The sequence below is a fragment of the Streptomyces sp. NPDC060198 genome, assembly GCF_042728415.1.
In the GTDB taxonomy this organism is placed as follows: Bacteria; Actinomycetota; Actinomycetes; order Streptomycetales; family Streptomycetaceae; genus Streptomyces.
On sequence record NZ_JBHWZJ010000008.1, the window covers coordinates 1 to 24,624 of the forward strand.

20 protein-coding genes are annotated in these 24,624 nt (G+C 73.8%); 13 read left to right on the forward strand and 7 right to left on the reverse strand.

Annotated features, from left to right (window positions below):
- Positions 1–378 precede the first annotated feature (378 nt).
- The gene (locus ACFWEP_RS02520) at positions 379–1,143 is read right to left on the reverse strand and encodes a thioesterase II family protein (RefSeq protein WP_387364321.1); all 765 of its coding nucleotides are present in this window, start codon (positions 1,141–1,143) and stop codon (positions 379–381) included.
- 503 nt (positions 1,144–1,646) lie between these two features.
- Between ACFWEP_RS02520 and ACFWEP_RS02525 the strand changes: the two genes are divergently transcribed.
- Genes ACFWEP_RS02525 through ACFWEP_RS02535 form a run of 3 tightly spaced genes read left to right on the forward strand, consistent with a single transcriptional unit; the run spans position 1,647 to position 5,064 of the window.
- Complete coding sequence (locus tag ACFWEP_RS02525) at positions 1,647–2,510, forward strand: polyphosphate polymerase domain-containing protein (protein WP_387364441.1); 864 nt, start codon at positions 1,647–1,649, stop codon at positions 2,508–2,510.
- Positions 2,507–3,184, forward strand: coding sequence for a DUF4956 domain-containing protein (locus tag ACFWEP_RS02530; RefSeq protein ID WP_387364324.1), 678 nt, complete (start codon positions 2,507–2,509; stop codon positions 3,182–3,184). The genes ACFWEP_RS02525 and ACFWEP_RS02530 overlap by 4 nt, the downstream gene beginning before the upstream one ends.
- On the forward strand, positions 3,184–5,064 hold the full coding sequence (locus ACFWEP_RS02535; RefSeq protein WP_387364327.1) for a CotH kinase family protein: 1,881 nt from the start codon (positions 3,184–3,186) through the stop codon (positions 5,062–5,064). The genes ACFWEP_RS02530 and ACFWEP_RS02535 overlap by 1 nt, the downstream gene beginning before the upstream one ends.
- Before the next feature lie 81 nt (positions 5,065–5,145).
- Here ACFWEP_RS02535 and ACFWEP_RS02540 read toward each other — a convergent pair whose 3' ends face one another.
- Positions 5,146–6,141, reverse strand: coding sequence for an Lrp/AsnC family transcriptional regulator (locus ACFWEP_RS02540; protein WP_387364330.1), 996 nt, complete (start codon positions 6,139–6,141; stop codon positions 5,146–5,148).
- A 176-nt stretch (positions 6,142–6,317) separates the two neighbouring features.
- On the opposite strand from ACFWEP_RS02540, the gene ACFWEP_RS02545 reads away from it, so the two are divergent.
- Complete coding sequence (locus ACFWEP_RS02545) at positions 6,318–7,865, forward strand: MFS transporter (RefSeq protein ID WP_387364333.1); 1,548 nt, start codon at positions 6,318–6,320, stop codon at positions 7,863–7,865.
- On the opposite strand, the gene ACFWEP_RS02550 is transcribed toward ACFWEP_RS02545, so the two are convergent.
- Both ACFWEP_RS02550 and ACFWEP_RS02555 read right to left on the reverse strand, forming a co-directional pair.
- On the reverse strand, positions 7,850–8,491 hold the full coding sequence (locus ACFWEP_RS02550) for a response regulator (protein ID WP_387364444.1): 642 nt from the start codon (positions 8,489–8,491) through the stop codon (positions 7,850–7,852). The two genes, ACFWEP_RS02545 and ACFWEP_RS02550, sit on opposite strands and share 16 nt — an antisense overlap.
- 26 nt (positions 8,492–8,517) lie before the next feature.
- On the reverse strand, positions 8,518–9,804 hold the full coding sequence (locus tag ACFWEP_RS02555; RefSeq protein WP_387364336.1) for a sensor histidine kinase: 1,287 nt from the start codon (positions 9,802–9,804) through the stop codon (positions 8,518–8,520).
- A 181-nt stretch (positions 9,805–9,985) separates the two neighbouring features.
- Here ACFWEP_RS02555 and ACFWEP_RS02560 point away from each other — a divergent pair, with 181 nt between their 5' ends.
- On the forward strand, positions 9,986–10,792 hold the full coding sequence (locus ACFWEP_RS02560) for an ABC transporter ATP-binding protein (RefSeq protein ID WP_387364339.1): 807 nt from the start codon (positions 9,986–9,988) through the stop codon (positions 10,790–10,792).
- Entirely contained in the window at positions 10,786–13,332 is a 2,547-nt protein-coding gene (locus tag ACFWEP_RS02565; RefSeq protein WP_387364342.1) for an FtsX-like permease family protein, read from the forward strand. Before ACFWEP_RS02560 ends, ACFWEP_RS02565 begins: the two co-directional genes overlap by 7 nt.
- 60 nt (positions 13,333–13,392) lie before the next feature.
- On the opposite strand, the gene ACFWEP_RS02570 is transcribed toward ACFWEP_RS02565, so the two are convergent.
- The gene (locus tag ACFWEP_RS02570) at positions 13,393–14,073 is read right to left on the reverse strand and encodes a phosphotransferase (protein ID WP_387364345.1); all 681 of its coding nucleotides are present in this window, start codon (positions 14,071–14,073) and stop codon (positions 13,393–13,395) included.
- 189 nt (positions 14,074–14,262) lie between these two features.
- On the opposite strand from ACFWEP_RS02570, the gene ACFWEP_RS02575 reads away from it, so the two are divergent.
- Both ACFWEP_RS02575 and ACFWEP_RS02580 read left to right on the forward strand, forming a co-directional pair.
- Positions 14,263–14,775 (forward strand): SigE family RNA polymerase sigma factor, encoded by a 513-nt coding sequence (locus ACFWEP_RS02575; RefSeq protein WP_387364348.1) that lies wholly within the window; start codon positions 14,263–14,265, stop codon positions 14,773–14,775.
- Positions 14,776–14,942: 167 nt separating this feature from the next.
- Positions 14,943–16,286: a hypothetical protein gene (locus ACFWEP_RS02580; protein ID WP_387364351.1), complete on the forward strand. Its 1,344-nt coding sequence runs from the start codon at positions 14,943–14,945 to the stop codon at positions 16,284–16,286.
- Positions 16,287–16,333: 47 nt separating this feature from the next.
- On the opposite strand, the gene ACFWEP_RS02585 is transcribed toward ACFWEP_RS02580, so the two are convergent.
- A complete protein-coding gene (locus tag ACFWEP_RS02585) occupies positions 16,334–18,049 on the reverse strand; it encodes a bifunctional 3'-5' exonuclease/DNA polymerase (protein ID WP_387364354.1) in 1,716 nt (571 codons plus the stop codon).
- A 196-nt stretch (positions 18,050–18,245) separates the two neighbouring features.
- On the opposite strand from ACFWEP_RS02585, the gene ACFWEP_RS02590 reads away from it, so the two are divergent.
- Positions 18,246–19,172, forward strand: coding sequence for an NADP-dependent oxidoreductase (locus tag ACFWEP_RS02590; RefSeq protein ID WP_387364357.1), 927 nt, complete (start codon positions 18,246–18,248; stop codon positions 19,170–19,172).
- A 51-nt stretch (positions 19,173–19,223) separates the two neighbouring features.
- Positions 19,224–20,414 carry a DUF2786 domain-containing protein gene (locus ACFWEP_RS02595; RefSeq protein ID WP_387364360.1) on the forward strand — a complete coding sequence of 397 codons (1,191 nt, stop codon included), beginning with the start codon at positions 19,224–19,226 and terminating at the stop codon, positions 20,412–20,414.
- Here the strand turns inward: ACFWEP_RS02595 and ACFWEP_RS02600 are convergent.
- Positions 20,404–20,877, reverse strand: a complete 474-nt coding sequence (locus ACFWEP_RS02600) for a MarR family winged helix-turn-helix transcriptional regulator (protein ID WP_387364363.1) — start codon at positions 20,875–20,877, stop codon at positions 20,404–20,406. The genes ACFWEP_RS02595 and ACFWEP_RS02600 overlap by 11 nt on opposite strands.
- Before the next feature lie 134 nt (positions 20,878–21,011).
- Here ACFWEP_RS02600 and ACFWEP_RS02605 point away from each other — a divergent pair, with 134 nt between their 5' ends.
- From ACFWEP_RS02605 to ACFWEP_RS02615, 3 genes are all read left to right on the forward strand, one after another.
- Positions 21,012–21,653 (forward strand): MBL fold metallo-hydrolase, encoded by a 642-nt coding sequence (locus ACFWEP_RS02605; RefSeq protein ID WP_387364366.1) that lies wholly within the window; start codon positions 21,012–21,014, stop codon positions 21,651–21,653.
- 158 nt (positions 21,654–21,811) lie between these two features.
- A complete protein-coding gene (locus ACFWEP_RS02610) occupies positions 21,812–22,309 on the forward strand; it encodes a GNAT family N-acetyltransferase (RefSeq protein ID WP_387364369.1) in 498 nt (165 codons plus the stop codon).
- A 101-nt stretch (positions 22,310–22,410) separates the two neighbouring features.
- Positions 22,411–24,588, forward strand: a complete 2,178-nt coding sequence (locus tag ACFWEP_RS02615) for an FUSC family protein (RefSeq protein WP_387364372.1) — start codon at positions 22,411–22,413, stop codon at positions 24,586–24,588.
- Positions 24,589–24,624: the final 36 nt, after the last annotated feature.

The window sequence follows — 24,624 nt, forward strand, 5'->3', positions numbered from 1 at the left end:
GGCCAAAGGGGCGCCATGCGGGTGCTGCGGTCCGCCCTCTCGGAACGAGTGACTCCGCTTCGGTGGGCGACGCGGGGCGGGCGGCGCGGCGGGTCACGGGGGCAGGATGTCTTCGCAGGTCACCGCCAACTCGGGGGCCGTGCAGTCCCACTGGGCGAGCCGCTGGGAGACGGCCGCGCCGGGGCCTCGCCGCCGGGGGCCTTTCGCGGAAGACCGGTGAACCGGGTCGGGCAGCCGCAGGGGCGTTGCCGGGCGCCCCACGGGATCTCCCGGCGGCGTGACGTACTCCACGCCCAGGCCTCGGCTGCGGCGGGCCGCACGGAGTGCCGGAGGTGGGCCCGCGACCTTCGCCGGCCCACCACCGGGATCCGCTGGGTCTCAGACGGTGAGGCCCGCCAGGGTGCGGGAGACCGTCGCGAGTACCGCGCGGGACTCGGGCTCCAGGAAGAAGTGGCCACCGGGGAAGGTGTGCACGGTGCATGTGCTGGTGGTGTGGCGGCGCCAGGCGTCGGCCTCCTCGGCGGTGGTGAGGGGGTCCTCGGAGCCGGTCAGCACGGTGAGGGGGGAGTGGAGGACGGTGCCGGGCGGGCAGTGGTAGCGCTCGACGGCGCGGTAGTCGCCCCGCACGGCGGGGAGCACCAGCTCGACCAGCTCGGGGTCCTCCAGCAGCTGGCTGTGGGAGCCGCCGAGTCGCTTGATCCGGGCGAGGAGACCCGCGTCGTCCAGCGAGTGGACGGGCTCCGTCACCGCGCGGCGGGTGTCCGGGGCGCGGCGGCCGGAGACGAACAGCATCGACGGCGCCTTCTCGCCCGCCAGTTCCCGCCGCCTGGCCACCTCGAACGCGAGGGAGGCGCCCATGCTGTGGCCGAAGAAAGCCAACGGGCCAACCATCGTGCGAAGTTGCTGGTGGATGGCGTCGGCGAGCTCACCGAGGTCCTCGACGCACGGTTCGGCGAACCGGTCCTGCCTCCCCGGATACTGGACGGCCACCACGCCGACCGAGGGCGCGAGAGCCGTGGAGAAGGGGTGGAAGTAACCGGCGGATCCACCGGCGTGCGGGAAGCACACCAGGGTGACGGCGCCGGCGTCGGCGGCGTGGTAGCGGCGGAGCCAGGGGTTGGTCTCCAGGCGTGGTGCGGTCATGTCGCTGTCTCTTCCCGTCCGTTCCCCGAGGGCTGTCCCTTTGACGGGACACGTTCCGTGCGTCGTTCCGTGCGTCGTTCCGCGCGTATTGTGCGCGTCCTTCCGACAGCATCCCGTGCGGCGTCGGTGCGGCGCCCCGCTCTTGACCGATGCCCACCGGTACGAGGGAAACCCGTGCCGGGGGAGCGCGGTCGCACGCCGACCTGCGGCCCCTTCGTGTTCACCTTGTGTTCATTTCATGTACTCAGGTCATTCAGATAAGGAATTCATAAGTTCCTCATCTTTTGCCGATTCCTTACTCGTAGGAAGAAGACGAACGAACGGCACGAAGGGGAGCCATGACTGGCTGGCTGGGGCGCCTGCGCCCACAGACTCGTGGCACGAAGGCCGTCGGTCCGGGACACGCCGGTACGCCGGTCGGCCCGGCGGTGGCCGGCTCGGTCCGTGCGGCGGGCGCGTACTCCGGAACCGGGCCGGAGCCCGCGGGCGAGGAGGCCCTGCGGGTGGCCAGCCGGCTGCACGCCTTCAACCGGTACGAGCTCAAGTACCTGGTCCCCGTCGAACAGGCGGCCTCGATCCGGGACGAGCTGGGCGAACGCATGGACCGCGACCCGCACAGTCCGGTGGGCGGCTACGGGGTGTGGAGCCTCTACTACGACACCCCCCAACTCCGCTTCTACTGGGAGAAGATCGAGGGCCTGAAGTTCCGCCGCAAGCTCCGCATCCGGCACTACGGCGACCTGGACCTGATCACCGACGCCTCGCCGGTCTGCGTGGAGATCAAGCAGCGGGTCAACCGGGTCACCCAGAAGCGCCGTATCACGCTGCCGTACGAGACGGCCCGGCGGATGTGCGACGACCGGCAGATGATCGAGCACTCGCCGAAGGAAGCCGCCTTCGTCGAGGAGGTCCTCGAACTCGCCGTACGCCTCAACCTCCAGCCCACCGCCATCACCGGTTACCAGCGCGAGGCCCTCGTCGGCCGTGACCAGGACACCGGGCTGCGCGTCACCTTCGACCGGCGCATCCGGGGCCGCGACCGGGACTTCCACTTCGGCACGGCCGACGCGGAGAACCGCTTCACGATCCCGCCGCACATGTCGGTCATGGAGATCAAGGTCAACGAGCGCACCCCGCACTGGATCACCGACCTTGCGGCCCGCCGCGACCTCAACCTGATCCGCGTCTCCAAGTACGTCCAGTCCATCGAGGCGTTCGGGCTCGCGCCCCGCTCCGTGTTCCACGTACGGGAGGAAGACCTCCCGCCGGCTCCGGCCCACCACGCCACCGGCGACGGAACCCCGATCGCCGTGTCCCCCACCCGACTCCCCGCCCCGGGGCGCCTGACGGAGGCTTTCCGCCCGTGAATTTCGACCTGCAGGACCTGAGCGGCACGTTCAGCGTCATGGACATCGTCCTGGCGATGACCCTGTCCTTCGTGCTCTCCACCGTGATCGGTTACGTCTACCGGGCCACGCACAAGAACGTCTCGTACAGCCAGTCCTACGTCCAGACGCTGGTCATCGTCGGCATGGTCGTCGCGCTGATCATGCTCGTCGTCGGCTCCAACCTGGCGCGCGCGTTCTCCCTCGTCGGCGCGCTGTCCGTGGTCCGCTTCCGCAACGCGGTCAAGGAGACCCGGGACGTCGGCTTCATCTTCCTGGTGATGGCGATCGGCATGGCGTGCGGAGCGCGGTTCTACACCCTGGCTGCGGTCGGCGGAGTCGTCATCGCGCTGATCATCTTCCTGATGAGCCGGTTCGACCTGTTCGCCCTCAACGTGCAGCGTCAGGTCGTCAAGGTCCAGCTCCCCGCAGGCGAGGACCACACGTCGAGCATCCAGGACGTACTGCTGCGCCTGACCGACGAGTTCGAGCTGGTGAGCACCGAGTCCATCCGGGGCGGCACGCTGACCGAGGTGTTCTACACCGTCCGCATCAAGAAGGGTCACGAGCCCGGTGAGCTGGTCGCGGCGCTCCAGGAGCGCACGAGGGGCCAGCGCGTCACGGTGCTCACCGGTTACGACCAGACGGACCTGTGATGGAGGAGGTGGAGGGGGGCGCCCGCGAGGAGCGGCGCACCCCGCCCCGCAAGCGGCTCGCGCACCGCGTACCCCTGCCGGTGCGCCACCACTGGAAGCCGGTCGGGCTGCTCTGCGCGGGACTCGCCGTGCTGCTGGTCTTCTTCTCGGACGCCCGGGTCACGCCGTTCGTCACCAGCGCCTCCGTCGAGGACGCCGACGTCATCACCGAGAACCTGCCGGGCACGGTCGGCCTGTACGACACGACGGCCGCGCACACGTTCCGGATCGAGTACGACCAGAGCGACTTCGACAAGATGATGAAGGCCTACGAGAAGGACGGCACCAAGGACACGATCGAGGCCGACCTCACCATCGACGGCACCTACCTCGACGACGTCGGCATCCGCCTCAAGGGCAACTCCACGCTGCAGAGCCTGCGTGGCTCCGGCGGTGGGCCCGGTGGGCCCGGTGGGGCCGGAGGATTCGGCGGCCAGGGAGGTCCGCAGGGCCAGGATCAGGGCCAGGGCCAGGGCCAGGATCAGCAGGAACAAGGCCAGGGCCGGCAGGGCCAGGACCAGGGCGGCCAGGCTGCCGGCGGGATGCGGGCGGGCGGTGGCGGGATGACGCAGTACGACCTCTCCGCCGACAAGCCCGAGGAGCTCCCCTGGCTCGTGAAGATCGACGAGTACGTGGAGGGGCGTGCGTACCAGGGAAATCGCGAGATCTCCCTGCGTCCCGGTGTGGACGACCAACTCCCCCTGAACGAAGCTCTGTCGCTCTCCCTCATGGAGAAGTCCGGGCAGCCTGCCGAGAAGTTCGGCTTCGTGAACCTCACCGTCAACAACCGCCCCGCGGCGACCCGGTTGATGGTGGAGAACCCGAGCAAGGACTACGTGGAGCAGCAGGTCGCGGGCGACGGGGTGGCGTACAAGGCCCGTGCGGGCGGCAGTTTCGACTACGTCGGTGACGATCCGACCGAATACGAGACGTCCTTCAAGCAGCTCAACAAGAAGGGGAGTCAGGACCTCGCCCCGGTGATGCGGCTGCTGAAGTGGGTGGATCAGGCGTCGGACGAGGAGTTCGCCGCGGACCTCGACCGTTACGTGGACGTCGACTCGTTCGCCGCGTACGTGGCGACGCAGAACCTGATCCTGAACTTCGACGACATGGCGGGGCCGGGGAACAACTACGTGCTCTGGTACGACCTGGACACCAAGAAGTTCTCCGTCCTCGGCTGGGACTTCAACCTGACCTTCAGCGGCGATGCGACCAGCGGCCCCGACGACAGCACCAGCATGGGAGGCTTCGGCGGCGGAGGTGGCGGTGCGATGCCCGGCGCCGCGGCCGGGGGGCAGGACGCGACCGGTGCCCCGGGCACGACGGGTGCGGCGGGCGGCCAGGACGCGACCGGTGACCAAAGCGCTCCGGCCGAAGGCCGGTTCCCGGGAGGCGGAGAACCTCCGGCCGGCGGATTCCCCACCGACGGCGAGCTCCCGGCCGACGGCGGCTTCCCCGCCGGCGGACAGGGCGGCCCCCCGGGTGCTCAGGACACCGGTGGTCAGGACACCGGCGCCCAGGACACCGGTGGTCAGGCGGCCGGTGGTCAGGCGGCCGGCGGACGCATGGGCGGCGGGGGCGGCATGGGCGGGAACGCCCTGAAGGAGAAGTTCCTGGCGGCCGACGCCTTCGACACCGTCTACCACGCCGCGTACAAGAAGCTGTACGAGCAGTACTACGGCTCCGGGTACGGCACCTCCACCCTCGACACCCTCGTCACCGCCGCGAAGAAGTCGGGCGCGGACGCCTCCGGGGTCGAGTCCACCGCGAAGTCCCTGCGCACCACGCTCACCTCACGCACGGAGAGCCTGGCGAAGGACAAGGTGATCACCGGCGGCTGAGCAGGGCCCCGTCCACGGGTGGTGCCCCGTACCCCACCAGGGGCGCGGGCCACCACCCGTTCGGGTACGCCCGCGCCCCGCTCACCCCCAGCCGCTGCGCAGGGTCGCAGCCGCCTTGTAGGTCCGCAGCACCGGTGCCGTCTCGATCCGGTCGATGGTGCTCCAGGCGACCTTCCGGGTCAGATAGCGGTGCAGTTCCTCGGTGTCCCGGCAGAGCGCCTGGGCGACGAGATTGGTGGGCCCGGTCGTGGCCACCACCATCGCCAGCTCCTCGTGCGCGGCGAGCGCGTGGGCGACTTCGTCCAGGTGCGCGGGCGCCACCTGCATCCAGAGCAGCGCCGAGACGGTCGCGCCCAGCAGGGCCGGGTCCACGTCCACGTCGAAGAAGAGCGCCCCGCGCGCCCGCAGTTCGGCGAGTCTGCGGGTCACCGTCGAGGCGGTCGAGCCGGTCGCCGCGGCGAGGTCGGCGTAGCTGGCCCGCGCGTCGTCGCGCAGTGCCTCCAGGAGCAGCCGGTCGGCGTCGGTCAGCAGATGGGCGGGTGCCCCGGTGGCGGCGCCCGTACCCGCACCCGAGACGCCTTCGGCGCGCAGCCGTGTCTGCTGCTCGGAGTCCAGCGCGTCGACCCTGCCACGCCACGCGGACGGGCCGCCGAGGTAGGTGTGCAGCAGGTAGTGCGCGGAGACCGCGGTGATCCCGGCGGTGCGAGGGACGTCGCGCAGCAGCAGCGCGTGGGCGTCCGGGCCCGCCGGGGTGGTGCGGATGACGGCCACGATCTCGGTGCCGCCGGAGGCCAGTCGTACCCACGAGGTGTCGGGGCGGCGCGCGAGCGCGAGGGCGATGTCGTGCGCGGCACGGGTCGCGGCGGTCAGCCGCACGAACCACTGGTGAGTGCCGGAGCTGCGCGGGTCGGGGAGGGCGACCACCCGCAGACCCGCCTGCGCGTGCAGCCGGCGGTAGCGGCGGACCACGGTCTGGACGGAGCAGCCGAGGACCTCCGCGACGAGCGTGAAGGGCGCCCGTCCGTTCACGTGCAGAGCGTGGACCAGGCCGCGGTCAAGGTCGTCGAGTACGAGCATATTCGTCAAAATAGCCGAGCCGGACGGAAGTAATCGCCGATCTTGGCCACCGGGCTGGAATCCGGCAGAGGTGGCGCGGGACCGTGGCCGTCGTCCGCCGGAGGGCTACCGGCCACCGGGCGTCAGCCACCGCCCGCCGGTCTCCGCCACAGCCATCGTTCCGCAGGGGGAGCGCCGTGTCCCGTACCTCGCGCCGCAGTACGCCCGCCGTCTCCGGCCCGGCGAAGGACCCCACGACGGACCCCACGACGGACCCGGCACCGGGCGCCCCTTGGCCGCGCCGCTGGTACGCGCTGGTGGCGGTGCTGGTCGCCGAGGCCACGAACCTTCTCGACGCGACGATCGTCCAGGTCGCGGGGCCGGTCGTGCACGTCGATCTCGGCGGGGCGGCGGCCACCATTCCGTGGTTCAGCGCCGCGTACACCCTCACGTTCGCGCTGGCGCTGCTGACCGGCGCGTGGCTGGGGGACAGGGCGGGGCGGCGGCGGGTCTTCCGTATCGGCGTGGTCGCCTTCGCCGCCACCTCGGCTGCCTGCGCGTGCGCTCCGGGGCCGGCGGCGCTGATCGGGCTGCGGGCGCTCCAGGGGGTCGCCGCCGCGCTGATCGTCCCGCAGACCTTCGGGCTGATCCGGGCGATGTTCGACGGTGAGGAGCTGCCCCGGGCGCTCGGGGCGATCGGCCCGGTCATGGGCCTGTCCGCCGTGCTCGGGCCGGTGCTCGGCGGAGTGCTGACCCATGCCGACGTGCTCGGTTCGTCCTGGCGCGCGGTCTTCCTCGTCAACCTCCCGCTCGCCGCCGCCGTGCTGGTGATCGCGCCCCGGCTGCGGGAGGACCGTGCCCCCGTCCGGCGACGCCTGGATCTGGCCGGGACCCTGCTCGCGACGGTGGGCATCGCCCTGGTGGTGTGTCCGCTGGCCGGCGGCGCGGGCGCCCCGGGCCCGCGAGCCTGGGCGACGGCGGGAGCGGGCACCGCCGTACTCGCGGGGTTCGTCCTCCAGCAGCGGTGTACCGCCCGCCGGGGCCGGGCCCCGCTGGTCGAGCCGGCGTTGCTGCGGGGGCGGTCGTTCCCGGCGGCGCTCGCCACGTCGACGCTGTTCTTCGCCGTGATGAACGCCGTCATGACCGTGGTGGTGCTCCACCTCGAACTGGGCCTCGGCCGGGGGCCCCTCGCCGCCGGGCTGACCCTTCTGCCGTGGTCGACGGGGCTTGCCGCCGGCTCCTGGGCGGCGGGCGACCGGCTCGTCCCCCGGTACGGGCCCACCCGCGTCCTGCACACCGGTGTCGCGGTCCTCGCCGCCGGCCTCCTGGCGGCCTGCCTCGTGTACGGGGCGAGCGGCCCGAGCGCGTACCCGGTGTACCTGCCGGCCGCGCTCGCCGTCGCGGGCGTGGGCACCGGGCTGTTCACGACTCCGTTCTTCGCCGTGGCGCTCAGCGGCGTCGGTCCGCAGGAGACCGGCTCCGCCGCCGGACTCCTCAACGCCGTCCAGCAGCTCGGCGGCACCATCGGCGTCGCGGTCGTCGGCGGCGTCTACCTCGCCGGTGCGGGTGGCGGAGGCGGCGCCGCTCACGCGCTCACGGGTACGGGCTCACCGGGCGCCGCCGCACGGGCGGCCCTGCTCACCGCCGGGCTGATCCTCGCGGCGACGGCACTCGCGGCTGCCGCCATGACCTCCGCCTCCCGCAGCGGCGCGGTCGCCCCCGTGCCGGATCAGCCGCGCAAGTAGGCCAGTACGGCCAGCACGCGGCGGTTCGTCTCCTCGGAGAGGGAGAGGTCGAGTTTGGTCAGGATCGAGCCGAAGTGCTTGCTGACCGTGCCCTCGTTGACGGTGAGGGCATCGGCGATCGAGGCGTTGGACCTGCCCTCCGCCATCAGCGCCAGGACCTCCTGCTCGCGCGGGGTGAGCCGGGCGAGCGGATCGCGGCGGTGCCGGATGAGCTGGCGGACCACCTCCGGATCGACCACCGTGTCCCCGGCGGCGACCCGGGCCACCGCCGCCGCGAACTCCTCGACGTGGCCGATCCGTTCCTTGAGCAGATAGCCGACGGCCGTACCGTCGGCCGAGTCCAGCAGATCCTCCGCGTAGGAGCGCTGGACGTACTGGCTGAGGACCAGGACAGGCAAATCCGGTTGCCCGGTGCGCAGTTCGACGGCGGCCCGCAGACCCTCGTCGGTGAAACCGGGCGGCATCCGGACATCGGTCACCACGATGTCCGGGCGGTGCGACTCCACGGCTGCGGCCAGTTCCCCGGCCGTCCCGACGGCGGCCACCACCTCGTGCCCGAACCGGGTGAGTACCCCGACCAGCCCCTCGCGCAGCAGTACGCCGTCCTCGGCCAGCACCACGCGCAGGCCCCCGCCCTCGGTGCGCAACGGGCTCAACTCCTGGGTCGTACGGCCGGACACGGGACGCGCAGGCGGACCACCGTGGGCCCGCCGGGCGGACTGGAGACTAGCAGCAGGCCGTCGACGACCGAGAGGCGGTCGGCGACCCCCTGGAGGCCCGTACCGGCGTCGATGTCCGCGCCGCCCGTGCCGTCGTCCCGCACCTCGACGGACAACTCGCCCTCCCGCCAGTACCCGTTCACCGTCACCCTGGACGCCCCGCTGTGTCTGGCCGTGTTGGTGAGGGCCTCGCAGACCGCGAAGTACGCAGCGGTCTCGACGGGCTCCGGCAGCCGGTCCGGTACGTCCAGCGTCACGTCCACCGGGATGACCGAGCGATCGGCCACGTCCTCCACCGCGGCGCCCAGCCCCCGGCCGGTGAGGATCTGCGGATGGATGCCCCGGATCAGCTCGCGGATCTCGACCAGCGCTTCGTCGGCCTGGACGCGCGCCTTCGCGAGCAGCCCGGCCACCGGTTCGGCGGGACGCTCCAGTCCGGCCAGGCCCAGGGTCATGGAGAGGGCGACCAGGCGCTGTTGGGCACCGTCGTGGAGATCCCGCTCGATCCTGCGGCGCTCCGCCTCGAAGGCGTGCACCAGCCGCATCCGGGAACGGTCCAACTCGTCCACCCGATCGGCCAGTCCACTGTCCGGCGGGTGGAGGAGGCGCCGCGTCAGGGCGGCCCGGCCGGCCGCGAGCGCCCCCAGGGGGTAGGCGAGCGGCGGCAGCAGGAGCAGTCCGGCCAGCAGCAGCGCCCAGGCGGCGGGGCAGGACTCCACGGTCCACAGCTTCAGCAGCCGCGCCTCGCCCGTGCCGCCCGCGGCCATCTGGGGGAGCACCGCGATCAGCCCCGCCGGGATCAGGAACACACAGGCGATCGCCAGCGCCTCCACCGGCCAGAGCAGCAGCCCGAGGAAGAGTGCGTACGCCAACTCCCGCCACGTCGAACGCTCCTGGAGCCGCGTCCGGAGCCAGGCGGAGAGTCCCGGTTCGGCCGGCGGGCGGTGTGCGGACGGCAGCGGGCCGGGGTGGATCAGCCGCAGCCGGTACCGCTCCAGGGCGGCCAGCGGTATCCCCGCGAGGGCCAGGACCAGCAGGAGCGGCAGCCCCACCAGCACCACGGAGAGCACCCCGCCCGCGACGGCCAGCAGGGTCAGCGTCACCAGTACGGCGGCGCCGAGCGGAACGCCGGTGAGCAGGTAGAGCGCGGCGCGCCAGGGCCACACGCCGAGCACGTACCGGCGCTGCCGCAGCGCTTGCGGAAGGAGGACGGGATGCATGGGGGAACGGTAGGCGGCCCGGCCCGCGCGGCGCGATCCGCCGGGCCGTGACGGGAGGGGACAGCGCGGCTCCGTGCGGCCGGTGGCGGGCCCACGGCGGGTCCATGGTGGAGACAGCTCCACCACGAGGACGGCATTCTGCTCCGATGTGCCGGGCGGCTGGGCTGAGTTGACTTGGCTCATGAGTCAACAGCCAGCGGTTCAGCTCCGTTCCGTCACCCGGTCGCACGGTCGCGGCAGCAGCCTCGTCACCGCCCTCGACCGGGTCGACCTGACCGTCGCACCGGGGACCTTCACCGCGATCATGGGTCCCTCCGGTTCCGGTAAGTCCACCCTCCTGCACTGTGCGGCCGGGCTCGACCGGCCGACCTCGGGGCAGGTGTTCCTCGGCGGCACCGAGCTGACCACCCTCGGCGAGCGGCGCCTCACCCTGCTGCGGAGGCGCCGGATCGGGTTCGTCTTCCAGTCCTTCAACCTGCTGCCCGCGCTCACCGCGGCGCAGAACGTGGCCCTCCCGCTGCGACTGGCCGGGGGCAGGCCCCGGCGTGCCGACGTGCTCGACGCCCTGGACCGGGTGGGTCTCGGTGGCCGGGCCGGCCACCGGCCCGGTGAACTCTCCGGCGGCCAGCAGCAGCGCGTGGCACTGGCCCGAGCCCTGATCACCCGCCCCGAGGTCCTCTTCGGCGACGAACCCACCGGAGCCCTCGACTCCACGACGGGCCTTGAAGTCCTCGCCCTGCTGCGGTCCCTGGTGGACGGCGGCCGGACGGTGGTGATGGTGACGCACGACCCCGTCGCCGGGGCCTGCGCGGACCGGGTGGTGCTGCTCGCGGACGGCCAAGTGCGCGACCGGCTCGACGCCCCCGACGCCGAGCGGATCGCCGCACGCATGACGCGGCTCACCGGGGGCGCGGCGACGGAGAAGCCGGCGCGCGAGCAATCGCCGCACGGGAAGGCTGCGCAGGGGGCGGCGGTGTCGTCGTGCTGACGCGCGTGCTCGCCGGGCTGCGGGCCCGCTGGATCACCTTCGCCGGCTCCTTCGTCGCCCTCGCCCTCGGCGTGGGACTCGTGGCCGCCACCGGCCTCGCCCTCGCCGCCACGCTCGACGCGCCGGTCCGCCCTCCGGAGCGGTTCGCGGCCGCCCCGGTGGTGGTCGAGGGTGCGGACACGGTCCGGGTCGCCACCCCCATCGGTGTACGGACGAGCCCGCTCGCCCGGCCCCGGCCCGTACCGCCCGCGCTCGTCACCCGGCTGTCCGCCCTCGGGCCGGCCACCGAGGACCGGACGTTCCCGGTGGCGTTCCCGTCCGGCAGCGGCCCGTACGCGGACGCCGAGGTCGTCGGCCACCCGTGGTCGATCGCCGCCGCGACCCCGTACCGGTTGACCTCGGGGCGTGCGCCCTCGGCGCCCGGCGAGATCGTGGCCGCCACCGGCCCAGGCTCCTCCGTGCACCCGGGCGACCGGATGCGGTTGCTTTTCCCGGGCGCCACGGGCCCCGGCGGCACCGGCCGGAGCGTGACGGTGGTCGGTACCGTCGCCGCGACCGGATTCGAGACGGCGCTGTTCTTCACCGACGCCGAGGCCGCACGGATCTCCCCGGCGGTCGACGCCCTGGTCGTCCACGCGGACCCCCGGGCCGTCGCCTCCGAGGTGGAGGCGGCCGAGGCGGAGGCCACCGGAGCGGAGGCCGGGGAGCCGCGGGTGTCGGTCCTCACCGGCGACGACCGGCGCCGGGCCGACCCGGACCCCGACCGCGACAAGGAGGCACTCGCCTCCGTCAACGCACTCCTCGGTACCGCAGCGGGCATCACCGCCTTCGTCTCGGCCGCCGTGGTGGCGTCCACCTTCTCCTTCGCGGTGGCCCAGCGCCGGAGGGAGTTCGGGCTGCTGCGCACGGCGGGCGCCACCCCCGGTCAGATCCGCCGGACCGTGTACGCCGAGGCCGTCCTGGTCGGCGTACTGGCCTCCGCCGCCGGATGCTGGTGGGGCAGGGCGGGAGCCCCCCGACTCGTCGCCTGGATGGTGGACCGGGCAATCGCCCCCGCCTGGTTCGAGATCGGCGACCGGACCTGGCCGCTGCACGTCGCCTTCTGGACCGGGCTGGCCGTGGCGGTGGCCGGATCGGCCGTGTCCGCCCACCGCGCCGGCAGGACCGGACCGACCCAGGCGCTGCGTGAGGCGGCCGTCGACGAAGGAGCCATGCCGCGACTCCGCTGGATACTGGCAACTCTGGTCGTGGGCACCGGAATCGGGCTGATCGTGATGGCTCTGGTCTCCGACCCCGGCGGGCTCCTCAAGCGCAAGACGTACCTCACCGAGCCGATGGTGCTCATCGCCGGATGCGCGCTCCTCGCACCCGTGCTGGTACCCCCGGCCGTCCGGCTGCTGACCCTGGTGGCGGCCCGACTGCCGGGTGCCACCGCTCTGTTGGCCCGGGAGAGCGCCTCGTCCGCCGTCCGCAGGACCGCCGCCGTCGCCGCGCCCGTCCTCATCACGGTGGCCCTGACCACGATCCTCCTGGGGGCGACCGGGACCCTCGCCGGAGCCAAGGAGGCCGAGGCGCTGACCCGTACCTCCGCCGAGTTCGTCGTCACCGCGAGGGGCGAACGTCGGCCCCTGCCGACGGAGTTCGTGGAGCGGGCCGGGCGGGTTCCGGGCGTGGTGGTCAGCGCCTCCCGCTCCACCGGGGTCACCGTCCTCGAAGAGGGCGTCGCCCTCGTCCCCTACGAAGCGGCGGCGGTGGACCCGCGGGCCTTCGCGGCGGTGTCGGCCCTGCCGGTCGCCTCGGGCTCTCTCGCCGATCTCGACGACGACAGCATCGTGGTCACCGAGGAGTGGCTGACCACGAAGGTGGGGGAGCGAGTCGGCGTCCGGCTCGGCGACGGCCGTGAGGCGTCCCTGCGCATCGCGGCCGTCCTGCGCACCGGGACCGGGGACCACGGTGTCCTGCTCAGCGCCCGCAACGCCGCGGGCGCCCCGGTGGACCGCCTCGACATCACGGTGGCGCCGGGCGCCGACCGTACGGCGGTCACCGCCGCGCTCCGCGAGGCCGGCCGGGCCACCGGGACCGAGGTGACGACCGCGCGCGCATGGGCCGCCGCGCACCACCCCCGTACCCGGGAGACCACCCGGCTCGGGTTGCTGACGGTGCTCGGCATCGCCCTGCTCTGTACGGCGATCGCCCTGGTCAACACCCTGGTGATGGCGACCTCGGACCGGGCCCGCGACTTCGCCGTCCTGCGGCTGGCGGGCGCGACCACCGGCCAGGTGCTGCGGTTCGTCGCCGTCGAGGCGCTGGTGGTGGTCGGCGTGGGCGCTCTGCTCGGCATCGCCGTCTCCGCGATCGACCTGGGTGCCGTATGGGGGGCGCTGGCCCTGCTCGGCGTGCACACGGGCGTCGTGGTGCCCTGGGCGGCGATCGGCGCGGTGCTCGCCGCCGCCGCGGTGATCGCCGTGGTGGCCGCCGTACTCCCGGCGGCGCGGGCGCTCCGGGTCCGCCCGGTGGAGGCGGTCGGTGCGCGGGAGTAGCGGCCGGGGTGGGTGCGGAGGCGGGGCGGCGGGGCGCGTACCCCGGCCGCCCCGCCGGCGTCACCTCACGTGCGCGGCCACCAGCGCAGCCGCCTCGCCCAGCACGGCGTGCTCCGCGGGGGAGAGGTAGGGGTCCGACGAGCGCAGCGCGACGGCTCCGGCGAGGTCCGCCTCGGCGATCGTGCCGTCGCCCGCCATGGCGTTCATCAGGGCGGTGAGCAGGAGGCCCACCCCCTCCGCGGCCGGGAAGCCCGGGGTGAGGGAGACCTGGGCCAGGATCAGGGCCGACATGGCGCGGTCCATCCCGGGTGAGCCCTCGGTGGTGTTGCTCCAGTCGATCACCACCGGCCCGTGCCCGGTCAGCATCACGTTCTCGGGGTGCAGGTCGAGGTGGAGGATGCGCACCTCCGGATCGGGGGAGAGGCGCGGGGGCAGCGCGTGCAGCTCCCGCAGCAGGGCGGCGATCATCTCGCCGCCCCGGCGGGCGTCCAGGGATCCGTCCATGAGCGCCTCGGCCATGGTGGGACCGGTCAGCCGTTGCATCACGAGGTCGCCGGGGCCCACCCCCTCGGGCGCGGGCCCGATGCGCGGTACCGGAAAGCCGAACGCGGAGAGGTAGGACATCACCACCAGTTCGGGGGTGGTGTCGGCGTCGTCGCGGTAGCGGCGCAGCACCCAGGAGTCGTCGAGTGCGTACACGTCGGCGCTGCGTCCCGAGCCCAGTAGCTGACCAGTGTCCATGGCGCCGAACCTACCCGCGCGCAAGGGGGTTGGGGAGCGGCGGGAGGCACCTTGCTCCGAGTGGTGCCGCCCCGCCGCGGCCAACCGCCGGAAAATTGGTCGGTGTCCGCGTGAAACATTCCGCCCGGGTCATCGCGTCGAAGAAGTGCGGGACGCACGGCCGGTACGGCCGTGGGAGACGGGGGACGCATGAGGAAGTCGCGTGTCGAGGACTTCAGGGAGTTCGCGGCGAGCTGCGCGGGCCGACTGTACCGATCGGCTGCGCTGTTGACCGGTGGCGACGTGCACCTCGCCGAGGATCTCGTACAGGAGACCCTCGCCCGGATGTACATGCTGTGGGGCCGCGTGCACCGGATCGACAATCCGGCCGCGTACGCCCAGACCGTGCTCGTCCGCACCTTCCTCACCCACCGCAGACGCCGTTCCGCCGATGAACGCCCGCTCGCGGATCTGCCCGACACGGCCCCCGACCGCACGGGGGAGGACCCGGCCCTGCGGATGACGCTGCTCGACGCCCTCGACCGGCTCGCCCCGAAGGACCGGGCTGTGGTGGTGCTGAGGTACTGGGAGGACCGCAGCGTCGAACAGACCGCCGAGGCACTTCGGACGAGCCCGGCAGCCGTACGGACCCGGTGCGTAAGGGCGTTGGCCCGGTTGCGCACCCTGCTCGGCGGCAGCCTCGCCGAGTTCGCCACCCACTGAGCCGTCCGCCCACTGAGCCGTCCGTCCACTGAGCCGCCCGACCGCACCGCCCGCCGAACGCCGAACCCGCGCCCGTGGCCGCGCCGCGCGCACCCGGACTCGTCCCCCACCCGCGCGTACTCCGCTCCGCCCTCCGCCTCCACCGAACGAGAAGTGGTGTCTCTGCCATGCCCTTTGAAGACGACCTGAGTGATGAGCTCCGCCGCACCGGCGAGTCCTTCGAGCTCCGCGACCGGACCGCGCTGCTCGACGGCTCGGTCGAGGCCGGGCGGCGCGGGGTGCGGCGGCGCAGGACCGCCGCCGTCACCGGGGGCGCGCTCGCACTCGCTCTCGTCGCCCTCGGCGGTGGTCTGGCGACCGGTCTGGTCGGGGGCTCCGGATCCGGCGCCGATCTTGCGTCGGGTACGCACTCCGTGTCCCCGGCCGCCGCCGGCACAGGGATCTCCGGCACGGAGATGGTCGAGACGCTGGCCGCGCTGCTGCCCGGCGGAAAGGTGTCGGAGGGTTCCGGCGTCGGTACCGGGGAGCTGGAGGACGGCGCGGTGGCGTCGGCCTCCGTCGTGTACGACGACGGTGAGGGGGCCGCCACGGTCACCGCCGCCCTCTACCCGACGCCGAGTTACGCACGGGGCGGCGGCCAGGCCGCAGCCTGCCGGACCGCGCCGGGTGACCTGAGGGGCGTGCCGGCCGGAGTGGCGCTGGCCTTCGACGCCGTCGGCGGCCCCGACCTCACCGACGCCTCCGGGAAGCGCCGGCCCGGCGGCGAGTGCCCGACCGCCACGGCACCGGCCACCGCGGACCCGGCAGTCCCGGACCTGGTCGGGAACCGCATCCGCACCCTGGCGGTGGGCGGGGTGACCCTCGACGTACGCGCCTACAGCGGTCTGCTCGACGACCCGGCCGACCCGGCCCGTTCCACCCCGGTGCTCGACCGACGACAGCTCGACCTCCTCGGACAGTCCGGGAAGTGGGCGGGGCTGATCCAGCGCATGGGGGAGATCGTCGCGCAGCGGGAGAAGAACGGCCGGGGCGGATCGGCGACCCCCGCCCCGACGCCCACCCCCAGCCGCGCCCCCGAACTCGACTACTCCACGCTGATGCCCACCTTCCTCGGACTGCTCCCGGACGACGTCACGGTGGTCCGGCAGGAGCACGAGGACGGCAGCGAGTACGCCGAGCTGGTCGTGGACGACGGCCAGGGGCGGTCCCTCGTCGGGATCAACGTCCAGCGCGACATGCTGGACGTGGCGGGCGACCTGTACGGCAGCGCCGAGACCCTGCCGGACGGGGGGCTGCTCGCGGTCCGGCAGACGCCGGGCGAGAAGGGCGGGCAGGGCATCGTCCAGTGGACGGTCGACCTCATGTACCCCGACGGCATGCGGGTCGCGGTCATGGCCTTCAACGCGGACCGGCAGGACGGGGTGGCCACCCGGTCCGAACCCGCGCTCTCCGTCGACGAGCTCAAGGCGCTGGTCACCTCCCCGGAGTGGCGCAAGCTCCAGGTGAAGTAGACCGTGTGGTGGGAGCCGCCCGCCCGTGCCCCGGGCGGGCGGGACTCTCACTTCGCGTCCGAGTACCGCTCCACCACCGCCGTGGTGAACGGGAACCGCACCGGAGTCTCCCCGAAGGCGATGCGCCCGGCCAGCTCACCGGCCTCGCGGATCGCCCGCACCACCCGCTCCGACTCCTCGGCCGGACAGTGCACGATCACCTCGTCGTGCTGGAAGAACACCAGCTCCGCCCGGAGTCCCTCCTCGGCGAGCGTGCGGCGCAGCCCCGCGAGGAGCAGCAGCGCCCAGTCGGCGGCGCTGCCCTGCACCACGAAGTTACGGGTGAAGCGGCCACGGGCCCGCGCGTCGGAGGAGGCGTACCCGGGGGTGAAGCCGTACCCCCGGCGGCCTTCCCCGGAGCCGTCCTCCTCGTCGGCGCCGCCCTCCTGCGGCAGCCCCGCCTCGCCGTCGTCCCCCGCCCCGGCGGCGGGCGGGCTGGTCCGCCCGAGCCAGGTCCGTACGAGGCGCCCCTCCTCGCCCGCCTTCGCCGCGTCGTCGACGTAGCCGACGGCCAGCGGGAAGCGGCGGCGCAGCGCGGCGAGGTTCTTGAGGCCGTCGCCGGAGGTCTGGCCGTAGACCGCGCCGAGCAGGGCGACCTTCGCCTGGTCCCGGTCGCCCCGGAAGGCGCGGTCGGAGAGCGCGGCGTAGAGGTCGCCCTCGTGTCCCGCGACCTCCATCAGTCCGGGGTCGCGGGAGATCGCGGCGAGGACCCGGGGCTCCATCTGGTCGGCGTCGGCGACGACGAGCCGCCAGCCCTCGTCCGCGACGACCGCCCGGCGGATCACCTTGGGGATCTGGAGCGCCCCGCCGCCGTTGGTCGTCCACCGGCCGCTGACCGAGCCGCCCGGTGTGTACTCGGGGCGGAAGCGGCCCTCGCGCACCCAGTCCTGGAGCCAGCCCCAGCCGTGCGCGGTCCAGATGCGGTAGAGCTTCTTGTACGCGATCAGCGGCTCCACCGCCGGGTGGTCGATCTCCTCCAGGTGCCAGCGCCGGGTGGAGGCCACCTTGATCCCGGCCCCGGCGAACGCCTTGACGACGTCCGCGGGCAGGTCGGGCCGCACCCGCCGCCCGAACGCCGCCGAGACCCGGTCCGCCAGCTCGGCGAGCCTGCGGGGCTCGCCACCGCCCGCGTACCGCTCGCCGAGCAGCTCGTTCAGCAGCTCCCGGTGCACGTCGGCCCGCCAGGGCATTCCGGCCCGGTTCATCTCGGCGGCGACCAGCATCCCGGCGGACTCGGTGCCGGTGAGCAGGAGCATCCGGTCCGGGTGCTCCGCCTCCCGGTGGCGGCGCAGCTGGTCGGCGTAGACGTCGAGCAGGCCCTCGAACGGCACCTCCGTGCCGGCCGACTGCTCGAAGAGCGGGGACTGCGCCCCGGGGTCGGCGCTGCGGGGCGGCGGATCGGCGGGTACGGGGGCGTTGTGGAGGCGGGCCAGGGCCGCCGCGGCGGAACGCGGTTCGCCGAGCCGCCCCGCGTGGCCGAGGAGGAGCAGCTCCGCGCACTCGATGTCGTAGCACCGCTCGACGCGGACCCCGGCGGCGAGCAGCCGGGGGTAGATCTCGGTGGTGGACCGCCACACCCAGCGCGCCACTCCGGGGCGCGTCCGGACCGCCTCGGCGAGGTCGCCCTCGTGGAGCACCGGACCGGCCGGGCGCCCGTCCCGCTCCAGCGGAACGAGCAGCGCGCCGCCGCCCTCCGCCGCGGCCAGGGCCCACCGTTCCGTCATGGCCCCGAGTCTGGCACCGGGCACTGACATCACCGGGGAGAGGCCCTGGGCCGTGTCACCGCGCGCATGGTGGGGACCCGGCCCCGGCGGCGGTCCCCGGGCGGCGCCTCCCGGGAGGCAGCCCCGGGCGCCTGCCGCGAGGATCGGCACCGGGGGCGACGGCGAGCGGACCGCGGTGCGGGGAGCAGGAGCAGGGATGAAGGCGATCGTGTTCGAGGAGTTCGGCGGCCCCGAGGTGCTGCGGCTGACCGAGATGGACGCCCCGCGGGTGGCTCCGGGGCAGGTCCGGGCGCGGGTCCGGGCCGCCGGGGTCAACCCGCTCGACTACAAGATCCGCAAGGGCTGGATGCAGCAGGCGGCCCCCACCGCGTTCCCGGCGACGCCCGGCAGCGAGTTCGCCGGCGTGGTCGAGGAGGTCGGCGAGGGTGTCACCGACTTCGCCCCCGGCGACGAGGTGCTCGGCTACAGCGAGACCGGCTCGTACGCCACCGAGGTCCTGGCCGTCCCGGAGAAGATCACCCGCAAGCCGGCCGACCTGGACTGGGAGACGGCCGCCGCGCTGCCGGTGGCCACCGAGACCGCCTCCCGGGTGCTCGACGAACTGGCGCTGGACGCCGGGGAGACGCTGCTGCTGCACGGAGCGGCCGGTGCGGTCGGTTCGGCCGCCGTGCAACTCGCGACGGCCCGGGGCGCGACCGTCATCGGCACGGCATCCCCCGCCAACCACGACTACCTCCGGGTGCTGGGCGCGACGCCGGTGGAGTACGGCCCCGGGCTGGTCGAGCGGGTCCGCGCACTGGCTCCACAGGGTGTGGACGCGGTCTTCGACGCGGCGGGACGGGGCGCGCTGCCGGACTCCATCGAGCTGCGCGGCGGTACGACGGACCGGGTCATCACCATCGCCGACGCGGACGCCCCCGCGCTCGGGGTCGCCTTCTCCGCCGGGGGCGGCGGCCCCTCCGCCGGACGCCTCGCCGCCAACGCCCGGCGGGCCGTCCTCGGCGAGCTGCGCATCCCGGTCGACCACACGTATCCGCTGGCCCAGGCCGCCGAGGCGCACCGGGTCAGCGAGGCCGGGCACGTCCGCGGGAAGCTGGTGCTGCTCCCTCCGCAGGAGGGGTGACAGGGAGGGCACGGGAGGGGGCGAGGGTGCGCCCGCCTCTACCCTGAACCCATGGAACCGGTGATCGACCAGGCGTGCGCGGCGGCCCTCTACTCGGAGGGCGACGCCGGTCTGGACACCGGTGCGTCGCTGCTCGCCGCCGCCCCGGGCGCGGACGACGAGGCGCACCGGCGCGGCGAGGAGTTCCTCCGCCGTGCGTGGGCCCGGGGCTGGCAGCCCGCCGACGTCGTACGGTTCGTGCGGCGGGAGCTGGACGAGGAGCGGGCGGCCCTCGCCGCGACCCTGATCGCCGCCGAGACCGCCGGGTACGCGACGCTCCCGCCCCGCTGGTCCGGCCAGCTCGACGAGCTGCCGCCACCCGTGCCCCGCAACCGGCCCGACCGCTTCTCCTACGCCTCCGCGCTGCTGGAGCTGTACCGGCTGCTGCTGCGGCTCCCCGCCGTGGAGGCGGTCGGGCCGCCGCCCGGCGAGACCCCGGCCGGCGGCTCGCACCTCCCGCCGCCCGCGCACGACGAGCCCCGGATGCTCACCCGCATCCGCGCCCTGCTGGCGAAGGCGGAGGGGACGGACTTCCCGGAGGAGGCCGAGGCGCTCACCACCAAGGCGCAGGAGCTGATGGCCCGGCACAGCATCGACGAGGCGCTGCTCGCCGCCCGTACCCACAGCGGGGACCAGCCCGGCGCCTGCCGGATCGGGGTCGACGCCCCGTACGAGACGGCCAAGGCGATCCTGCTCGACGCGGTCGCCTCGGCGAACCGCTGCCGGGCCGTGTGGAACAGCGACCTCGGCTTCACCACGGTCGTCGGCTTCGAGCCCGACCTGGAGGCGGTGGAGCTCCTCTTCACCTCGCTGCTGGTGCAGGGCACCTCCGCGATGGCGCGCGCCGAGGCGGGGCAGCGGGCCGGTGGCCGGAAGCGGACCAAGACGTTCCGGCAGTCCTTCCTGATGGCGTACGCCCAGCGGCTCGGCAGCCGGCTCGCCGCCGACACCGCGCGGGTGACCGCCGAGGCCGGCGCGGAAGCGGCGGACGGGGGCGGTACGGACGGGCCGGGCGACGACGCGCTGCTGCCCGTGCTGGCCGCCCGCGACGTGGCGGTCTCCGGCGCGGCGGAGCGGATGTTCCCCCGGACCACGACCACCCGGGTCCGCGGCGCCACCGACCTGGACGGCTGGACCCACGGCACCGAGGCCGCCGACCGCGCCCGGGTGGGCGGACGTGAGGGCCGGGGGATCAACCCGTAGCGTCGGACGCCGCCCGGTGCCCCGGCTTGCGTGCCCGGGGCGTGTCCCGCAGGTGTGAGGTCAGGCGCGCCAGCAGGGGCAGCGCGGCCGCCAGCGTCTCCCGCTCGCCGGCGTCGAGCACCCCGTCGATCGCGCCGCCGAGCCCCTCCGCGCGCCTGCCGCGTTCCTGCGCGAGCCGGTCGCTTCCGGCGGCAGTGAGGTGGAGCAGGTGTTTGCGTCCGTCGAGGGGGTGCGGCTCGGCCCGTACGAGGCCCTGGCCCACGAGCTCCCTGACCGCCTTGGTGGCCGACTGGTGGCTGACGCCCCGTCTCGATGCGATGTCGGCGGCGGTCATCGGGCCGCCGCGGTCCAGGTATCCGAGTACGGAGGCCTCGCCGGGCGGCATGGTGTCGGCGGTGCGCACCGCTCGGACCAGTTGTCCGATGGTCAGGCGGAGTTCCTCGGCCAGTCGAGCGTCGTCCATGGGCTCGAATCTACCCGTAGCGGCCGACCGGATCGTCCGCCCCGACGTCCTGGCCCGCGACGCGGGCGCGGCATGTTATAGGCAACCCGGGTGTACAGTTTGGTTGTAGTTATTGTTCGTCGGAAGGACCCGCCGTGCAGCTCACCAAGCACGCCCACGCCTGCGTCACGCTGGAGAAGGAGGGCACCCGCGTCGTCATCGACCCCGGCACCTTCACTCCGGACGCGGCGGAGGCCGTCGGCCTCGCCCATGCCGTCCTGATCACGCACGACCACTTCGACCATTTCGACGGGGAGCTCGTCGCCGCCGCTCTCGCGGCGCGGCCGGGACTGCGGGTCTACGGCACGGCCGCCGTCGCGGACGCCCTGGGCGGCCACGGCGGCCGGGTCCGCGCCGTCACGGCGGGCGACTCGTTCACCGTCGGCCCCCTCGACGTCACCGTCCACGGGCGCCGGCACGCGCCGATCCACGCCGACATCCCGTGTCCCGACAACGTCGGCTACCTCCTCGACGGTGCCGTCCACCACCCCGGCGACTCCTACTCCGTACCCGACGCCCCGGTGCGCACCCTCCTGCTCCCGACCAGCGGTCCGTGGACCAAACTCGGCGAAGCCGCCGACTACGTCCGTGCCGTCGGGCCCGAGCGGGTCATCCAGATCCACGAACTCATGCTCAGCGAACTCGGGCAGATCTCCACGGCGCGGTTCCTCGGCGAGCAGGGGCTGACCGGCGTCGCGATCGAGCTGCTGGAGCCCGGCACCACCGTCCGGCTGTGAGCCCGCGGGCCGGACGCGTCGGCCGTGGGCCCGCGCCTCGCGAACCCGCGTGCCCCGTGAGCCCGCGCTCCCGTGAGCCCGCGCCCCCGGACGCGGCCCGGCGGTCCGTACCGAAAACCCGAGGCGCCCGCGCCGGAGGGTTGTTACCGTCCGGCCCCATGACCTGGCTGCCCGACGACTTCGTCCACCCCGTCCACGTGCCCGTACCCGGCACCACCGTCCATCTGCGCCCGATCCGGGAGGCGGACACCGCGATCGACTATCCCGCGGTGATGGGCTCCCGGGAGCGCCTGTGGCAGATCTTCGGCCCTGCCTGGGGGTGGCCCGCCGAGTCGATGACGTACGAGGGGGACCGCGCCGACCTGCGGCGGCACGAGGAGGAGATCGCCGCGCACCAGTCCTTCAACTACGCCCTGCTGGACGAGGCGGAGACGGCGCTCCTCGGCTGCGTCTACGTCGACCCGCCGGAGCGCGCCGGTGCGGACGGCGAGATCTCATGGTGGGTGGTGGACGAGTTGGCCGGCGGGGACGTGGAGAAGGCCCTCGACGCCTTCGTGCCGCGGTGGATCGCCGCCGCCTGGCCTTTCCGGCACGCCCGCCACCTGGGACGCGACATCTCCTGGGCGGACTGGCTCGCCCTGCCGCCCGCCTCGTGACGAGGCGCACCCCGTGACGAGGCGGGCGGCGCCGGAACGACCCGGTCCGGACGGGTGAACCAAAGGTCGGACTTGCCCGGTAATGAGGCTACGCTCGCCCCATGAGTTGGCTCCGGGCGCTGAAGGAGACCGCCCGCTCGGGGTTCACGATCGAGCGGACCCGGCTGGAGCCGCTCGTCGCGTTGCGCGGAGCCCTCGGACTGGCGCTGGTGGTCGAGACCGCGCTCTTCGTGTTCGGGCCGGTCATCGCGGCCAGTTCCGCGTTCGGCGCGTTCCAGGCGGCCATCGCCACCTTCCAGCGCAGCTGGCGCCCCCGCCCCGTGCTCGCTCTGGTCTCCGGCGTCAGCCTGAGCATCTCGACCTTCATCGGCTACGTCGCCGGTCCGTACCACGTGGTCTTCCTCGCCGTGCTCGTCGTCTGGACGTTCGTCGCCGGACTCTGCTGGGCGGCGGGCCCCACCGGCGGCATCATCGCCTCCTCCAACGTGGCGATCATGCTCGTCACCATCACCCTGCCCACCTCCGTCCTGGACGCCGCCGCGCACGCCGGGATGATCATCGTGGGCGGCCTGGTGCAGGCCTCCCTGATCGTGCTCTTCCCGGTACGCCGGTGGGGGGCCCAGCGCGACGCACTCGCCGACGCGCTGGCCGCCGAAGCCGACTACGCCCGACGGCTGCGCTACGACCCGATCGCGCCCTTCGACTCGGAGGCGCTGATGACGGCCCGCGACGCGGCGGCGATCTCCGCCCGGGAGGCCCGTCACCGTCCGGCCGAACTGCACGGCGCCCGGAGCGTCGCCGAACGCATCCGCCCCGTGCTGGCCTCGCTGGCCGACCCCGCCATGGGGGTGCCCGAGGAAGGGCCGCAGCGCGACCGCGCACGCGAGCTGCTCGGCGCGGCCGGGTCGGTGCTCGACGCGGCGGCCCGCGCGATCCGGCACGGCGATCCGGTCCGGCTCGGCGGACCGGCGCTGGAGGCGCTGGAGGCGCCGGAGACCGGCGGTCTCACCAGCGGCCCGCCCCGACGCGCCGCCGACCGACTGATCGCCCTCCTCCACGACGTGGTGGAGATCGCCGAGGGTGCCGGAACCCGGCACGGCTCGGAAGCCGACGCCGAGACCCCCCACCGCCGCCGCCCCGGCCTGATCAAACTCGTCCCGGTCGTGGTCGGACGGATGAGGCGCGAGTTCCACCGCGGGTCGGCGATCCTGCGGCACGCGATCCGGGTCACCGCGGTCGCCACGATCGGCTACTTCATCGGCGAGGCGCTGCCCTTCGGCCACGGCTACTGGGCGCCGATGGCCGCGGTCATGGTGATGCGTCCGGACTTCTCGCAGACCTACGCCCGCTCGGTGGCCCGCTTCGGCGGCACCATCGTCGGCGTCACGTTCGCCACCGTCGTCGTGCAGGTCGCCGACCCCGGACCGGAACTCTCCGCCGCGCTCGCCGTCTGCTGCGCCTGGCTGATGTACCTGCTGATGCGCACCGGGTACGCGGTCGGCCAGGTCTGCATCTCGGCGTACGTCGTCTTCCTGCTCGGCATGGCGGGCAACGACTGGTCCCAGACGGTCCCCGAACGCATCGTGCTGACCCTCGTCGGCGGGCTGCTGGCCATGGTCTCGTACGCCGTCTACCCGGCCTGGGAGACCCCTCGGCTGCGCAACCGGCTCGCCGGGTGGCTGATCGCGGTCGGCCGGTACGCCGCCACGGTCATCGACCAGTACGCCGACCCGGCGGCCCGCAGCAACGACGACGTGCGGTCCGCGCTCATCGGCTCCCGCGAGGCCCGTGTCGAGTGGACGGAGACCCTGAAGAAGGCCCAGTACGAGCCGGTGCGGCACCGGGGCCTCTCCCGGTCGGCCGCCACCGACGCCCAGCACGCGCTGTCTCAGCTCGGCCGGGCCGCCATGTTGCTGGAGGCCCACCTGCCGGACCGCGCGGCGACCCCCGTGCGCGGTGCGGCGGAACTCGCCGACGCCCTGCGCGGTGCCACCGAGAAGGGGGCGAAGGCGGTACGCGAACGGCGGGTCCCGGAATGGGGACCGGTCGCCGAGTCGGTGGCGTACTGGGACTTTCTCGAAGCGCCCTACGACGAGGAACCCGAACCGGGAGAACCCGTGCCCGACCCCGTCGTACGCCGTGGAGCCGCGCTTCTGCTGGACGCGCTGGTGGAATTGTCGTTCGCGCTGGACGACCGGGGGGCCGTGCCCAGTAGTCGCAGAGCGGCGCCGGCCGAACACGTGGAAGAAGGGGACGAGGCGGAACCGGAATCCCGGTGAAAAGCATGTGAGGGGGAGACCGGTGCCGCGTCGGTC